Annotated in this window: 11 protein-coding genes and 3 pseudogenes; 10 read left to right on the top strand and 4 right to left on the bottom strand. The window is 59.6% G+C overall.

Annotated elements, in window-relative coordinates:
- The first annotated feature begins 35 nt into the window (after nt 1–35).
- The 5 genes from C2E15_RS08835 (at nt 36) to C2E15_RS08815 (ending at nt 6,664) form a co-directional block, all read left to right on the top strand.
- The gene (locus C2E15_RS08835) at nt 36–1,943 is read left to right on the top strand and encodes an NAD(P)-binding protein (protein WP_104957035.1); all 1,908 of its coding nucleotides are present in this window, start codon (nt 36–38) and stop codon (nt 1,941–1,943) included.
- Entirely contained in the window at nt 1,940–3,133 is a 1,194-nt protein-coding gene (locus C2E15_RS08830; RefSeq protein ID WP_104957034.1) for a cytochrome c, read from the top strand. The genes C2E15_RS08835 and C2E15_RS08830 overlap by 4 nt, the downstream gene beginning before the upstream one ends.
- Nucleotides 3,134–3,502: 369 nt before the next feature.
- Entirely contained in the window at nt 3,503–4,417 is a 915-nt protein-coding gene (gene iolE / locus C2E15_RS08825) for a myo-inosose-2 dehydratase (protein WP_104957033.1), read from the top strand.
- A complete protein-coding gene (locus tag C2E15_RS08820; protein WP_104957032.1) occupies nt 4,414–5,589 on the top strand; it encodes a Gfo/Idh/MocA family protein in 1,176 nt (391 codons plus the stop codon). The genes iolE and C2E15_RS08820 overlap by 4 nt, the downstream gene beginning before the upstream one ends.
- Before the next feature lie 31 nt (nt 5,590–5,620).
- Nucleotides 5,621–6,664, top strand: coding sequence for a Gfo/Idh/MocA family protein (locus tag C2E15_RS08815; protein ID WP_104957031.1), 1,044 nt, complete (start codon nt 5,621–5,623; stop codon nt 6,662–6,664).
- A 170-nt stretch (nt 6,665–6,834) separates the two neighbouring features.
- Here C2E15_RS08815 and C2E15_RS22330 read toward each other — a convergent pair whose 3' ends face one another.
- Nucleotides 6,835–8,076, bottom strand: a complete 1,242-nt coding sequence (locus C2E15_RS22330) for a mechanosensitive ion channel family protein (protein WP_104957030.1) — start codon at nt 8,074–8,076, stop codon at nt 6,835–6,837.
- A 312-nt stretch (nt 8,077–8,388) separates the two neighbouring features.
- Here C2E15_RS22330 and C2E15_RS08805 point away from each other — a divergent pair, with 312 nt between their 5' ends.
- Nucleotides 8,389–9,402, top strand: coding sequence for a zinc-dependent alcohol dehydrogenase family protein (locus tag C2E15_RS08805; RefSeq protein ID WP_104957029.1), 1,014 nt, complete (start codon nt 8,389–8,391; stop codon nt 9,400–9,402).
- Between the two features lie 151 nt (nt 9,403–9,553).
- On the opposite strand, the pseudogene C2E15_RS08800 reads toward C2E15_RS08805, so the two are convergent.
- Nucleotides 9,554–9,964 (bottom strand): annotated as a pseudogene (locus C2E15_RS08800) (alpha/beta hydrolase fold domain-containing protein); the annotation flags it as partial.
- Between the two features lie 36 nt (nt 9,965–10,000).
- Between C2E15_RS08800 and C2E15_RS08795 the strand changes: the two are divergent.
- Nucleotides 10,001–10,252 carry a LysR substrate-binding domain-containing protein gene (locus C2E15_RS08795; RefSeq protein WP_104957028.1) on the top strand — a complete coding sequence of 84 codons (252 nt, stop codon included), beginning with the start codon at nt 10,001–10,003 and terminating at the stop codon, nt 10,250–10,252.
- 28 nt (nt 10,253–10,280) lie between these two features.
- Here the strand turns inward: C2E15_RS08795 and C2E15_RS08790 are convergent, their stop codons facing one another.
- A complete protein-coding gene (locus C2E15_RS08790) occupies nt 10,281–11,165 on the bottom strand; it encodes a LysR family transcriptional regulator (RefSeq protein WP_104957027.1) in 885 nt (294 codons plus the stop codon).
- Nucleotides 11,166–11,334: 169 nt separating this feature from the next.
- On the opposite strand from C2E15_RS08790, the gene C2E15_RS08785 reads away from it, so the two are divergent.
- Entirely contained in the window at nt 11,335–12,471 is a 1,137-nt protein-coding gene (locus C2E15_RS08785) for an alpha/beta hydrolase (protein ID WP_104957026.1), read from the top strand.
- A gap of 169 nt (nt 12,472–12,640) precedes the next feature.
- Nucleotides 12,641–13,830: pseudogene (locus C2E15_RS08780) on the top strand (MFS transporter).
- A 125-nt stretch (nt 13,831–13,955) separates the two neighbouring features.
- Here the strand turns inward: C2E15_RS08780 and C2E15_RS08775 are convergent.
- Nucleotides 13,956–14,683: pseudogene (locus tag C2E15_RS08775) on the bottom strand (SDR family NAD(P)-dependent oxidoreductase).
- 103 nt (nt 14,684–14,786) lie between these two features.
- Here C2E15_RS08775 and C2E15_RS08770 point away from each other — a divergent pair.
- Nucleotides 14,787–15,167, top strand: coding sequence for a winged helix-turn-helix transcriptional regulator (locus C2E15_RS08770; RefSeq protein ID WP_104957024.1), 381 nt, complete (start codon nt 14,787–14,789; stop codon nt 15,165–15,167).
- Nucleotides 15,168–15,186 lie beyond the last annotated feature (19 nt).

Raw genomic sequence — 15,186 nt, 5'->3', positions numbered from 1 at the left:
CCGCCTGCAATAACAAGAACTGAAAGGAAGCCAATATGGGCATTACTCGTCGCGATTTTCTCAACGGGGTGGCGATAACCCTCGCCGCCGGGCTGACGCCGATGCAGATCCTGCGTGCTTCGCCGCAGACGGCGCAAAAAACGCTCACCTATCCGCCTGCCCTGACCGGCCTGCGCGGCAACCATCCCGGATCGTTCGAGCATGCGCACCAGCTGGGGCGCGACGGCCGCCGTTTCGATTTCGCCGCCGCGCCGGTTGAAGAAACCTATGATCTGGTGGTGGTCGGCGCAGGCATCAGCGGATTGGCCGCCGCCTGCTTCTGGCAGCAGCTGAAAGGCAAAAACCAGCGCATCCTGTTGCTCGATAATCATGATGACTTCGGCGGCCACGCCAGGCGCAACGAACTGAACGGCGATGGCGCGTCGCTGCTCGGCTACGGCGGCAGCGAATCGCTGCAGTCGCCGCGATCCAACTTCAGCCCGGTGGCGATGGGGCTGTTGAACAGCCTCGGCGTCAGCGTCGACGGCCTGGAGCAGGCGTTCGACAAAACCTTCTACCCTGACCTCAATTTGAGCCGCGGCGTCTATTTCGATCGCCGCAACTTCGGCGTGGATAAGCTGGTCAGCGGCGATCCGGGCCGGATGGTAGCGGACGATATCCCGCGCGATCGCCTCAACGGCCGCGCCTACGAGGATTTTATCAACGATTTCCCGCTGCCAGAAAGCGATCGCCAGGCGCTGATCGCCCTGCACACCATCGAGAAAGATTACCTGCCCGATCTCAGCGTCGCGCAGAAGGTTGAATGGCTCGACAGCCACAGCTACACCGAATTCCTGCGCGATAAAGTGGGGCTAAGCGAGCTGGCGATCCGCTACTTCCAGCAGACCACCAGCGATTTCCAGGCGGTCGGTATTGACGCCACCTCCTGCAGCGACGCGCGCATCTGCGATCTGCCTGGCCTGAACGGCATGAATCTGCCGCCGCTGGATGCCGAATCGCTGGCGGATCTGGAGGATCCGTACGTGTTTCACTTCCCGGACGGCAACGCTTCGCTGGCGCGCCTGATGGTGCGCCATCTGATCCCGCAGGTGGCGCCGGCGGGCAAGGATATGCACGATATCGTGCTGGCGAAGTTCGACTATTCGCAGCTCGATCGCCCCGACTGGCCGGTAAAACTGCGCCTGAGCAGCACCGGCCTGCATGTCGCCAACGTTGGCGACGGGGTCGAAGTCAGCTATATGACCGGCGACCAGCTGCATAAAGTGCGCGCCGGGCAGGCGGTGATGGCGGGCTACAACATGATGATCCCTTATCTGGTACCGGAAATGTCGCCGGCGCAGCAGGAAGCGCTGAAGCAGAATGTCAAAGCGCCGCTGGTCTACAGCAAAGTGCTGATCCGCAACTGGCAGCCGTTTATCCAGCTTGGCGTGCATGAGGTCTACTGCCCGACCGCGCCTTACTGCCGCGTCAAGCTCGACTATCCGGTCGATCTCGGCGGCTATCGCCACCCGCGCGATCCGCAACAGCCAATGGGGCTGCATATGGTTTCGGTGCCGGCGCTGCCGGGCAGCGGGCTTAGCCCGCGCGAGCAGGCGCGCAAAGGCCGCGCCCAGCTGCTGGGCACCTCGTTCGACGAACATGAGCGTCTGATCCGCGAGCAGCTGCAGGGCATGCTGGGCGAGGCGGGCTTCGATCACCAGCGCGATATTCTGGCGATCACCGTCAACCGCTGGTCGCACGGCTACTCCTACTTCCTCAACGGCCTGTTTGATGATGAGGACGAGGCGCAGAACATTATCGCAACCGCCCGCCAGCCGGTCGGCAGGATCACCATCGCCAACTCCGATGCCGACTGGAGCCCTTACGCCAACTCCGCTATCGATCAGGCGTGGCGCGCGGTGAGTGAGCTGGCGCAAGGCCGTACGGCGAAGGAGGAAGCATGAAGCTGCATTTGACCGCATTGACTCTGCTGCTGGCGCTGAGCGGCGGCGCGCAGGCGATGTCGCACGGGGAATATATCGCCCGCGCGGCGGACTGCGCTGCCTGCCATACCGCTGAAAACGGCGCGCCGCTGGCGGGCGGCCTGAAGTTCGCCACGCCGGTGGGGGATATCTACGCCACCAATATCACCCCCGACGCGCAGCAGGGCATCGGCAGCTACAGCTTCGCCGATTTTGAGCGCGCCATGCGCCAGGGCGTGGCGAAAGATGGGCATCATCTCTACCCGGCGATGCCCTACACCGCCTATGCCAAAATGAGCGAGGCGGATCTGCGCGCGCTGTATGACTATCTGATGCATGAGGTCACGCCGCAGCCGGTCGCCAACCGCGACGCCGATATTCCCTGGCCGCTGTCGATGCGTTGGCCGCTGGCGCTGTGGAACCGGCTGTTTCATCAGGAGGCACGCTGGCGTCCGCAGCCGCAGCAGAGCGCGCAGTTGAACCGTGGCGCCTATCTGGTGGAGGGCCCGGGCCACTGCGGCAGCTGCCATACGCCGCGCGGTTGGGCGATGCAGGAGCAGGCGCTGGATAACCGCGACGCGCGCTACCTGAGCGGCGCGGAGCTGGACGGCTGGTATGCGCCTTCGCTGCGCGGGCTGCCGCCGGAAGAGACGGTCGCCCTGCTGCGCAGCGGCCGCAGCGCGCATGCCGCCGTCGCCGGGCCGATGGGCGAGGTGGTGCGCCACAGTACCCAGTACCTGACCGACGACGATCGCCAGGCGATCGCCGCGTGGCTGCATAGCCTGCCAGCGAATACATCGTCCGCCGCCGCCATGCCGACGGCTGGCGCGATGCAGGCGGGACAGCAAACCTACGCCATGTATTGCGCCACCTGTCACGGCGGCGACGGTGAAGGCGTGCCGGGCGTTATCCCGAGGCTGGCGGGCAACGGCGCGCTGCGGGCTGAGAACCCGCTGACCGCGCTGCGCGTGGTGCTGGAAGGTGCGCAGACGCCGACCACCGATCATGACATTGCCCAGACCATGCCCGGCTACGGCTGGACGCTGAGCGATCGCCAGGCCGCCGATCTGATGAGCTATCTGCGCGGCAGCTGGGGCAACCAGGCAGCGCCGGTCAGCGAACAGCAGGTGCGCGATGCGCGCGCGCTGAGCGATAAGGCTGAGCAGCGTTAATCCCCTGTCGGGCAGCGGGCGCGAACGGTAAGCGCCCTCTTTCGCCGCACAGGCAAGCGGCGAACGCTCTGGCACAAACGGGCTGCCCGCCGGGTCAGCCCGTTTTTTAACCGCCCCTTCCCCTGCCATCTTTTCTCTCCCTGTCTCTTCTTTTTCCGCCCACCTTTCGCACCCTTTTCTGCCCCCTCTTCTTTCCCTTTCCTCCCTTTTTCACCTTTTTGCTCTCTGTCTTCTTTCCCTGCCTTTCGGCTCTCTGTCTTTCCCTCCTTTTCCGACCAGGGTTTGAGGGTTTTCCCTCATCAAAGCGGTTACGTTTACCGTGCGCGCTTTTCTATAGTGTCGCCAGACGCAACCGACCGGAGAACCGCTATGGCGTTACCGCACCTGCAGCTGGGCGTCAGCCCGCTGAGCTGGACTAATGATGTGCTGCTCGATCTGGGCGATGAGTTCGCGGTGGAGACCTGCCTGCAGCAGGCAGCGGCGGCGGGCTATCAGGGTATTGAACTGGGACGCAAGTTCCCGCGTACGCCGGAGGCGCTGGCGCCACTGCTGGAAACGGCGGGCCTGCAGCTGGCCGCCGGCTGGTACAGCGGCTTTCTGGCGGAGCGTTCGCTGGAGGAGGAGCTGGCGGCGGTGCGCGATCACGCCCTGCTGCTGCGCAGACTCGGCGCCAGGATCATGGTTTATGGCGAATGCGGGCAGATGCCGGGCGACGCGCCGCTGGATCAGCCACTGTCGCGCTCGCCGCCGCTGAGCGCGATCAACCTGCGTGCATGGGCCGACAAGCTGAACGCCTTCGCCGATATCCTGCTGCGCGACGATGAACTGCAGCTCGCCTTTCATCCGCACCTGATGATGCTGGTAGAGCGCGAAGCGGAGCTGAGCGCCTTTCTCGCCGCCACCAACGCCAATGTCGGGCTGGTGCTGGATAGCGGCCACGCCTGCGCCGCCGGCATCGATCTCGCCCGGATGCTGGCGCTGGCGGGCGACCGCATTCGTCATATCCATCTGAAAGATGTGCGTCCGGCGGTACTGGCGCGCGTGCTGGCGGACGATCTCAGCTTCAATCAGGCGGTGCGCCTCGGCCTGTTCACCACGCCGGGCGACGGCTGCATCGATTATGCGCCGCTGTTTCAGTTTCTTCAGCGCGGCGCCTTTCAGGGCTGGCTGATCGTCGAGGCGGAGCAGGATCCGGCGCTGGCGCCGCCGCAGGAAACCGTCACGCGCGCGGCCCGCTGGCTGCATCAGCAACTCGCCTTTCCCCCCCTAAAGGAGACCGTATGAAAAAAACGCTGAACGTGGGCCTGCTCGGCTCCGGCTTTATGGGTCAGGCGCACGCCGACGCCTGGCGCCGCGCCGCGCTGATCTACCCCGAGCTGCCGGCGCGTCCGGTGCTATACGCGCTGGCTGATCAAAACCAGACGCTGGCGGAGAGCAACGCGCAACGCTTCGGCGCGGGCAAGGCGTATGGCGACTGGCGCGCCCTGATTGCCGATCCGCAGGTTGAGGTGGTGGACATCACCTCGCCGAACCACCTGCATTACGAGATGGCGCTGGCGGCGATCGCCGCAGGCAAGCATGTTTACTGCGAAAAGCCGCTGGCGGTGACGGCGCAGCAGGCGATCGAGATGACCGCCGCGGCACAGCGTCAGGGCGTGAAAACCATGGTGGCGTTCAACAACATTAAAACCCCGGCGGCGCTGCTGGCAAAACAGCTGATCGCGCGCGGCGATATCGGTACGCCAGTGCGCTTTCGCGGCACTTTCGACCAGGGCTTTTACAACGATCCTGACTTGCCCTGGTCGTGGCGCTGTTCGAAAACGCTGGGCGGCAGCGGCGCGCTGGGCGATTTAGGCGCGCACACGCTTTCCGTGGCGCAGTTTCTGATGGGCAGCGTACGCGAAGTCACCGCCAGCGCGCAGACCTTTTTCCCGCAGCGGCCGGTGCCGCAAACCGATGCGGGCTACGCCAGCCGGGTGGCAGCGGACGCCGAAATGCGCGCGGTAGAAAACGATGATCAGGTGCAGTGCCTGGTAAACTTCACCAGCGGCGCATCAGGGGTGATTGAAGCGTCGCGCATCGCCGCAGGTCGTTTGTTCGGCGTCTACTGGGAGGTTTCCGGCACCGAGGGCACGCTCTGCATGGACGGCGAGCGCTTTAACGAACTGCAGATCTACCGCTTCCGCGATCATCCTCACGATCGCGGCTTTAAAACCCTGTTTGCCGGCAGCCAGATCCCCGCCTATGCCGGCTTTTTCGGCTTCGATTTCGGCGGCGGCGGCCTCGGCTATTTCGATGTAAAAGTGATTGAGATCCACGATCTGGTGCAGGGGATTTGCAGCGACGGCGACTGCTATCCGAATTTCGCTTTTGGCATGGAAAACCAGCTGATCCTCAGCGCTATCGAAACATCAATGGCGTCGCGCCGCTGGGTGGCTCTCTCATCGGTAGGCTAAGCTTTCATGCATTCACTAAAAAGGAGTTGTTATGTTCCCTTCCGTTTTACCTGCGCCGCGTCTTCCGGCACGCAAGGCGATCCCTTCCCTGCGCTGGGGCATTATCGGTCCGGGCTGGATTGCCGACCATTTCGCCAGCGCGCTGAAAGAGCAGAGCGATCAGCAGCTGGTGGCAGTGTGCGGGCGGCGCGAAGAGAAGGTGCGCGCCTTCGCCGAACGCTGGGACATCGCCCACGCCTTTACCTGCGCGGACGATCTGCTGGCCATGACCGATCTGGATGCGGTTTATATCGCCACGCCGCACAATCACCACTTCCCGGACGGTCTGCAGGCGTTGCGCGCCGGCAAGCACGTGCTGATTGAGAAGCCGCTGGCGCTTAACGCCACGGAAGGCGCCGCGCTGCAGGCCGCCGCGCGTGAAGAGAAGCGGCTCTGCATGGAGGCGATGTGGTGCGATTTCACGCCAAAATATGATGTGCTGCGCCAGCTGCTGGCGGATGGCGCGCTGGGTGAGTTACATACGCTGATCGCCGATCACGGCGAGTTTTTTAGCCCCGATCACCGTATTTTCAACCCGGCGCTGGCGGGCGGGCCGATGCTCGATCTCGGCAGCTACCTGGTTTCGCTCAGCATGATGGTCGGCGGCGCGCCGGAGACCGTGATCGCCTGCGGCCAGCCTGCGCCGGGCGGCGTCAATGGCCAGGCGTCGATGCTCTTTACCCATGCGCAGGGAATGCATTCAGTGCTGCACACCACGCTGTTCAGCAATACGCCGGGACGCGCCATCCTCGCCGGACGCGACGCCACACTGGTGCTGGAAGGGCATTTCTATGCGCCAGGCAACTTCACCCTGAGCGCCAGCCAGGGCAACAGGACGCTGCGCTGGGAGGAGCCGGCGACCCGCTACCGCCAGCTGGCGCACGAGGCGGAACATTTCGCCTGGTGCATCGGCCAGTCGCTGAGCGATTCGCCGATCCGTTCGCTGGAGACCTCGCTGCTGACACTGCGTAGCATGGATGAGGCGCGGCGGCAGCTGGGCATCCGCTTTAACGAAGAGGATCCGCCGCGCGCCTGACGGGCGAATGATAAGCAGGCGGCTACGGCCGCCTGAAGGCAAAAGAGCGCCAACCCGATAAAAAAGCGCACGGCGGCAGCCTCTCCGTTGAGCGATGGCGGCGGCGGTTTCCTCACCGAAAGAGGCAGCGTTGCCTGCCCCCTTCCCGCTTTTATTTCCCGCTGAACAGATTAATTATCCGCTGGCGGCCGCACGCTTTCCTGTGATAAACGCCAGAAATCGTGACCCGCCGGATATTGATATAAACGCAGGGAAAAGCGCCCGGCGATAGCGGTAATATATTCAAATATGGCTGACTGGGTATTTTCATACTCCATCCACAGCGTCGATGACGTAAAACAATAGATTTCCAGCGGGACGCCGGATGGCGAGGGCTTTAACGCTCTGACCACAATGTACATCTCTTTAACAATGTCAGGCCGTTCGGCAAGCCAGGCCATCAGATAGTGACGGAAGAGCGTCAGATTCGTCAGTCCATTATCTATAAACCAGCTGTCCGCCACCCCCATAGGATCACGGCCATCAAGCAGCTTTGCCAGCGGCTCATTTACCCCGCGTATCGTCAGGATCGGCGCCAGCATCTCCTGAGAGAGAAAATTCACCGAAAGCTGATCGATATTGATACTGCGCATAATCCGCCGCGCACCGGACGAGAACATGGCTTGCCAGTTGGTATAGGTTTCGGTGAGAAAGTTTTTCGTCGGAATACGTGAGATGGTATTGTCCCAGTTGCGGATGGTGATGGTGTGCAGGGCAATATCGGTCACCTCGCCGCTCAGGTTTTTATCGGGCATCTCAATCCAGTCCCCAAGCTGCAGGACATCGTTTGACGAAACCTGCACGTTGGCGACCAGCGAAAGCAAGGTGTGCTGAAACACCAACATCAGTACCGCCGCCACGGCGCCGAGGCTGGAAATAATAATCACGGGCGATTTATTCGACATCACAGCGAGGATCATTATCGCGGCGATGATATGAATTAATATCTTCCCTATCTGGATATAGCCTTTAATAGAGTGATTTTTACGCTTGGTTTTGCGTAAATAGGAGTTATTAACAATATCCAGCATTTCATTAAAAAACACCGAAACAAAAACAAAAAATAAAATCCCACAGATGGTATTAATTGCCGCCACCAGCGATGGTGGCATATTCGGCATAAACTGCAGGACGTAATAAACAATAATAACCGGAATGAAATTGGAGAGTTTTTCAGCGATGCGGCGGTCTTTCTCCAGCGGAACGTCTTTTTTATGACTGGAAAAGAAGGCCTTACGTACTACCTTGATCAGCAGGAATTTGCACATCAGGTGCGCAAACAGGCCGGAAACCACCAGCAGCATAATATTAAAGCCAACGGATAGCGCCGGGTTTGTTTCAATAAAGGTTAATAAATGATTTAAGTGCGCCATTATTCATCGCCTGGATAAGCCTGCTGTTTGGTCGTTCTATAACCCGCAGGCTATATGTACAAATATTTAACTCATTCGCATCATGACATAATGCGGTCATATAAGTCCACGCTTAGCGCCGCCTGACACCGGCGCAGGAGGGCACCTGAGGGCGGCTGGCGAGGCCGCGCCGCGCCAGACTGCGGACGCGCACGTTTCATCGCGCCTTGTTGCCGCCCCCCCTCCCTCGTCAGGAAAAAAGCCCATCTTTAACAAAGTGGCCCTATGATCTAGGGTTAGTACAGAAAACTCACGCTCTACAGGAGAGGTATCATGAAAGCAGTAACGCTTAACGCGCCCGGCGGTCTGGAAAATATCATCGTGTCAGATATTGCCGATCCGGGCAGGCCCGGCAAGGGTGAAATTCGCGTGGCCATAAAGGCCAGCTCGCTGAACTATCATGATTTGATTGTCGCCACCGGACAGTTTCCCACCCAAGATGGCCGCATCCTGCTGTCAGATGGGGCGGGCATTGTGGAAGAAGTGGGAGAAGGCGTTGAAGCGTTCAGGGTTGGCGATCATGTGGTCTCTACCTTTTTCCCCATCTGGCCGGCAGGCAAGCCGACGCCCGCTGTCGGCGGCTTTGCCCATACGCCCGGCGACGGCGTGGATGGCATGGCCAGTGAATACGTTGTACGTTCGGAAAACGCCTTTACCCATGCGCCCAGGGGATGGAGCCATACAGAATCAGCCACCATCACGACCTCTGCGCTGACCGCCTGGCGGGCGCTTGTCACCGATGGCCAGCTTAAAGCAGGTGAAACAGTGCTGGTGCAGGGAACCGGCGGCGTCTCTATCGCTGCTCTGCAGATAGCGAAAGCGATGGGCGCCAGGGTTATTGCGACCTCTTCATCCGATGAAAAGCTCGCCTTTGTGCGCGAACTGGGCGCAGATGAAACCATCAATTACAAAACAACGCCGGCATGGGGAGATAAAGTTCTCGAACTGACGCAAGGGTTTGGCGTGGATCACGTGGTGGAAGTGGGCGGCCCGGCGACCCTGGGCGAATCGCTGAAGTCGGTCAAAGTCGGCGGCCATATTGCGCAGATTGGTATTCTTTCAGGCGATGAGGCCGCCCTGTCCGTCCTTTCCCTGCTGGCGAAGCAGGTACAGATTAAAGGCGTGATTGTGGCAAGCCGTCAGGACCAGGCCGATTTTGTCAAAGCGCTGGAGGCGATGAACAGAAAGCCAGTTATTGACCGTACCTTCAAATATGAAGCGCTCAGCGAAGCCTTTGCTTACCAGCAAAGTGGTGCCCATCTGGGTAAAATCTGCGTCGAGTGGTGATAACGGGCGGTAAGCACGCCGTTTCCTTAACGCTGCCGCCTGATACAGCGCAATGACGCTGTAATAATGCCGGGCGCCCGCCCTCGCCTGTTGCAGGCCGGGCGCCCGTTGCTAAAGGTGTCTATCGCGCTTTGCGGACGGCGATCTTTTCTCAGCTCGGTTCGCCGGTAAAAGCCTCCTCAAGGAAACGAATCGCGTTGCGTAATGCCTGGTCGGCTTCTGGCAGGATACCGGCCAGAAGATGCCATACATGGAACATGCCTGGCCAGACTTCGAGCGTGGTGCGTACCCGGGCTTCCCCTAAATTTGCAGCCAGCTTTATCGCATCGCTCAACATCACTTCGTTCTCGCCGATTTGAATGAGGATGGGCGCCAGCCCCTGCACGTTGGCATAAACGGGAGAAGCATCAGGATGTGTAGGCAGTGCCCCCGCAAGAAAGCGTCTTGCCAGCATGTTGAGAAAATCGACGCGACAGAGCGGATCACTCCCCTCCCGGGTGATAGCAGAGAAACCGCTGTGGGTCAGATCGGCCCAGGGTGAGATAGCCACCCCGGCGGCGGGCTTTATGCCTGGGAATTCGCAGAAAATGGGCGGGAAATAAAAATTCGGGTAGAGGGTCAGCTGGTTTTTAACGACATCTTTCATGTGCTTGATGCTGCAGTTGCAGGGCTTGGGCTTGCCTACGTACCGGAAGAAATGGCCCAGCCCTATATAGAAAGAGGGGAAGTGATCCGAGTGCTGGAGGCGTTCTCCCCTTTCTGGGACGGCTTTTATCTTTATTATCCTCATCGCCATCAGGCTTCGCCGGCCTTCAGGGAGCTGCTTAATGCTTTGCGCGTGAAAGATTAAGAGACCGGCGCCGCAGGTTATCTGTGCATTACATTCTTAAGGTTTCAATCACCGCGCGCAAAGCGGGCGACACATTGCGATGCGGATAATAGAGAAATGAACCTGCCAGGCGCTGGCTGTAAGGTTGCAGTACCCTGATAAGCCGCCCTTGTTCTAAATCATCAGAAACCAACTCTTCCGGGACATAAGCCAGCCCCAGCCCCAGCCTGGCGGCTTTGGCTTCCATATAGCTGTCAGCAAAACACCACTGCCCCTGCGGCCGATGGAGGATGGGTTTTCCCTCCTGGTGGAGTTCCCATGCGTACAGGCTGCCGTCACCGAACTGATAAGCGATGCAGGGATGAACGGCCAACTCTGCGGGGGTTTGCGGAAAGCCGTAGCGACGAAAATGTTCGGGCGTAGCGACAACGGCCATCTCCATATCGGGCGAAATGCGCACCGCAATCATGCCGCTGTCAACTTCCGGCCCCAGCCGTACGCCGGCATCGAACCTCTCGGTAATAATATCGACGAACCGGCTTTCGCTGATGAGTTCCAGTTTGATATCGGGATAGCGTTGCTTAAACACCGCCAGCTTCGGCAGAAGCACTTTATCAATAGCGTGCTGGCTGGCATTGATGCGTACCGTCCCGGACGGGGTTTGGCGATAATGGGCCAGCGTGGCGAGCCCCACATCTAACGCATCAAATCCAGACTCGACGGTGCGATAAAGCTGCTCGCCCGCCTGGGTGAGCGATAATCTGCGCGTGGTGCGTACCAGAAGTTGAACGCCCAGCCGTGCTTCAAGTTCGCGTACAGAACGGCTAACGCCCGATTGTGCCAGGCCAAGCCGTTGCGCCGCAGCGGTAAAACTCCCCTCCCGAACGACCAGCATAAACAGGTAGAGATCGTTATAGTTTTCCCGTTTCGCCATGCTTCTCCCCTCACCACCGCGTCATTTATAACAATATGATATTAATGTTAGCATTTTTGCCCCTCTAATCAGCACTGTTGCTGCTAACTATACTGTGCGCATTGCAACAAAGCACAGCAGCGTTGTTCGCATGAAACCTGTCTCTGTAACCTTTTTCAGGAAAATTTTGATGACTGTTTTCACCCAAAAGCTGACAGCTGCGATACCCGCCATGCTGCTATGCGCATCATTAAGTGGAGTCACAACGATGAGTTACGCTGATACCAACCAGCCGAATGCCCCCGTTTCGCTGGGCGAAAAGTGGGATAAAACCTTTGCTGAAAGCGCGAAAGTGGATCACCGCAAAGTGACCTTTCAGAACCGCTACGGCATTACCTTAGTCGGGGATCTCTACCTGCCGAAAGATCGCGGCGAGCGCAAGCTGGCGGCGATTGCCATCAGCGGGCCTTTCGGCGCGGTTAAAGAGCAATCCAGTGGCCTGTATGCACAAACGCTGGCTGAGCAGGGGTTTGTGACCCTGGCGTTTGATCCTTCCTACACGGGCGAAAGCGGCGGCACCCCGCGTAATGTCGCCTCTCCGGATATCAACACCGAAGATTTCAGCGCGGCGGTAGATTTCTTGGGCCTGCAAAAAGAGGTGGACCGCAACCGTATCGGGTTACTCGGTATTTGCGGCTGGGGCGGCATGGCCTTAAACGACGCCGCGATGGATACGCGCGTCAAAGCGGTGGCCACCAGCGTGATGTATGACATGAGCCGCGCGATGGGCCATGGCGTGGGCGATGGCAAAGACCGTTACACCACCGCCGATCGTCGTGCTGTGTTGCAGTATCTGAACGCGCAGCGCTGGCAGGATGCGGAAAATGGCACTGCGGCGCCCGGCGGGCATGACATCTATGTTGACGAAAAGGGCCAGGTCACCGCTTCGGCGCGTATCCTGCCGGAAACGCTGCCCGCCAATCCGAACCCGGTTTTAAAAGAGTTCTTTGATTATTACCGTATGCCGCGTGGTTTCCATGCGCGTTCGGTCAACTCAACCGGCGCATGGAATGCGACAATGCCGCTGTCATTTATGAATATGCCGCTGTTGAGTTATGCCAATGAGGTCACTATCCCTACGCTTATCGTGACCGGTGAAAAAGCGCATTCACGTTATTTTGCGGAAGATGCCTTTAAAGCGCTCGGCAGTAAAGAGAAAGAGCTGGTGATTATTCCGGGGGCAAACCACGTGGATTTATACGACAACGTAGCGGGTAAGATCCCGTTTGCTAAATTTGAGCAGTTTTTCAAGGCCCACTTAAGATAATTCGTCGGGTCAACATTGTTTAACCGGCCACCTGTTATTCACGGGTGGCTTTACCCTGCCTGATGTGACGCTGAATATGCCACATCGCACATGATGCCGTTATTCCCTGAATAGCGTCTGTCCCGGCTGCGCCTGAATCTGGCCGGAACGATATAAAGAGATGCTGATAATGTCCACCGTAAGTCTTAAATCCTCGCACAATGAAACCCCGCCTACTGGAGCGGCGTATTTGCCATGACGCTCTGCGTTTTTGTGCTGATCGCGTCTGAGTTTCTGCCGGTCAGCCTGTTGACGCCGATTGCCGGCGATTTGCATGTCTCAGAGGGAGTGGCAGGGCAAGGCATTGCCATCTCCGGCGCGCTGGCGGTGCTGACCAGTCTCACCCTCTCCCACCTTGCCGGCGCTCTGAATCGTAAATATCTCCTGCTGGGGCTGACGGTTCTGATGGCGATATCAGGAATGATTATCGCGCTGGCGCCTAACTATCCGGTATATATGCTGGGGAGGGCGTTGATTGGGATCGTCATCGGCGGATTCTGGTCAATGTCAGCGGCAACTGCCATTCGGCTGGTGCCGCAACACCAGGTTCCCCGTGCGCTGGCAATTTTTAACGGTGGCAATGCGCTGGCTACCGTTGTGGCGGCGCCGCTGGGGAGCTACCTGGGCGCCACCGTCGGCTGGCGCGGGGCCTTTTTATGTCTCGTCCCGCTGGCGATAGCTGCGTTCATCTGGCAATGCGTCAGCCTGCCTTCGATGGCAAGCAAAGCGCACAAGCCACAGGGTTCTGTGTTTCGTCTGTTCAACGTCGCTGTCGTACCAACCGGGCTGCTGGCTTGCGGACTTTTCTTTATGGGGCAGTTTGCCTTATTTACTTATGTGCGGCCGTTTCTGGAGACGGTGACCCGCGTCGATGCCTCTGGCCTTTCCCTGATTTTGCTCGCGATAGGCGTAGCAGGCTTTGCCGGCACGATGATCGTTTCGACCTTCCTGAATGCCCGGTTTTATCAGACATTAATTCTGATCCCTCTGCTTATGGCGGCGATTGCCGGAACGTTACTGCTGACCGGACACAGCACATGGATCGTTGCTGTTTTGCTCAGCCTGTGGGGGCTGCTGGCTACCGCAGCGCCAACGGGATGGTGGACATGGATAGCACGCACCTTACCCGACGATGCAGAGGCGGGCGGCGGTCTCATGGTTGCTGTCATCCAGCTTTCTATCGCGCTGGGTTCAACGGCGGGAGGACTGCTCTTTGACCACCTGGGATGGCAAAGTGCGTTTGGCCTGAGTGGCCTATTCCTGCTTGGCGCGGTAGCGATGACATGGCTCACCTCCCGTCAACACAGCAAGGCGCGCTAAGCGCAACCGCGTTGTTCCGGTATGGGCGCTACGCAGGCGCTTACCCTACTGCCACACGCTGACGCAGGTGCGCTCTGCCATAGCACCGCTGTCCGGCAGGCGCGCCGGGCAGCGGTGAAGACCTCCTACGCCGTCATGCCGCCATCAATAACCAGTTCGGCACCGCTGACGTACGCGCTGTCGTCCGAAGCCAGGAACAAGGCTGCAGCCGCCACTTCGTCAGGATCCCCCAGGCGTCCAGCCGGTATCCGTGCGCTCATCGTCTGTCTGATCTCGTCGCTGGCCTGATCGAACATCGGCGTGTCAGTGGGGCCGGGACTGAGGGTATTGACCCTGATGCCGCGCGGCGCCAGCTCGGTGTTCCAGGTGCGCGCATAGGCGCGTACCGCGGCCTTGCTGGCGGAATAGGCGCCATAGTCGGGATTGGCCATTCCCCCCGCGATCGAGCCGAGCAACACGATGGTCCCCCCTCGCCCATCTGCCGTACCGCGTGCTGCACCGTGAACACCATGGCGCGCACGTTCAGGCCGAAGATACGGTCGAAATGCTCTTCCGTGGTCTCGTCGAGGCTGGCCGGTTCGGCCACGCCTGAGGCGTTCACCAGGATATCGAGGCGGCCGGCACGGGCATGGAGGGTCCCGAACAGGCGGGCGAGATCGCCGGTGTCGGTCAGGTCGCCGGGGATCGCCTCGATCCGGCCGCCGATAAGCGCAACCGCTTCTGCCAGCGGCGCTTCGCGTCGGGCGGTGATAAAAACATGGGCGCCCTCTTGTACAAAGCGGCGGGCGACGGCAAGGCCGATACCGCTGCTGCCGCCGGTCACCAGGGCGGTTTTTCCTTCAAGTTTTAACATGGCTGCTCAAGCTCCAGATCGGGATAGAAACCTGATGATATATTCCGTATATTTAGTGTCAATTACGCACCTGATCGACATTAGATATACAGAAGGAAACCTCATGGCGAACGATATCCCGGCTCTGCTGGCAGAGATCAACAGCACGCGCCCCATCCTGGAGCAGGTGGCAAACAAATGGTCGGTATTGATCCTGACGGTGCTGTGCAGCGAACCCGCGCGTTTTAACGCCATTAAGCGCAGGCTTGATCCCATCACCCATAAAGCCCTGACAGAAGCGTTACGCCGGCTTGAGCGCAACGGACTGGTCAGCCGTCGCGTCATCGCCTCGTCACCCGTAGCGGTCGAATATGCCATCACGCCGCTGGGCCGAACACTGCAGGATCCGTTTGTTGCTCTGGTAAGCTGGGCCAGAGAATATGGCGCGACCATGGCGCAGGCCCGCGAAGCTTACGATGAACAACGCGCGAGCGATGGGGCATGATAAACGCGGTGACGCGCGA

It is taken from the genome of Mixta gaviniae (genome assembly GCF_002953195.1).
Lineage (GTDB): Bacteria > Pseudomonadota > Gammaproteobacteria > Enterobacterales > Enterobacteriaceae > Mixta > Mixta gaviniae.
This window is presented reverse-complemented; position numbering and strand designations above follow the sequence as displayed.

Excerpts from the sequence above, each read along its gene's own strand:
- C2E15_RS08785 (WP_104957026.1), top strand. The coding sequence starts at position 11,335 with ATGACTGTTTTCACCCAAAAGCTGACAGCTGCGATACCCGCCATGCTG.
- C2E15_RS08835 (WP_104957035.1), top strand. The coding sequence starts at position 36 with ATGGGCATTACTCGTCGCGATTTTCTCAACGGGGTGGCGATAACCCTC.
- C2E15_RS08805 (WP_104957029.1), top strand. The coding sequence starts at position 8,389 with ATGAAAGCAGTAACGCTTAACGCGCCCGGCGGTCTGGAAAATATCATC.
- iolE (WP_104957033.1), top strand. The coding sequence starts at position 3,503 with ATGGCGTTACCGCACCTGCAGCTGGGCGTCAGCCCGCTGAGCTGGACT.
- C2E15_RS08770 (WP_104957024.1), top strand. The coding sequence starts at position 14,787 with ATGGCGAACGATATCCCGGCTCTGCTGGCAGAGATCAACAGCACGCGC.
- C2E15_RS08790 (WP_104957027.1), bottom strand. The coding sequence starts at position 11,165 with ATGGCGAAACGGGAAAACTATAACGATCTCTACCTGTTTATGCTGGTC.
- C2E15_RS08830 (WP_104957034.1), top strand. The coding sequence starts at position 1,940 with ATGAAGCTGCATTTGACCGCATTGACTCTGCTGCTGGCGCTGAGCGGC.
- C2E15_RS08820 (WP_104957032.1), top strand. The coding sequence starts at position 4,414 with ATGAAAAAAACGCTGAACGTGGGCCTGCTCGGCTCCGGCTTTATGGGT.
- C2E15_RS22330 (WP_104957030.1), bottom strand. The coding sequence starts at position 8,076 with ATGGCGCACTTAAATCATTTATTAACCTTTATTGAAACAAACCCGGCG.
- C2E15_RS08815 (WP_104957031.1), top strand. The coding sequence starts at position 5,621 with ATGTTCCCTTCCGTTTTACCTGCGCCGCGTCTTCCGGCACGCAAGGCG.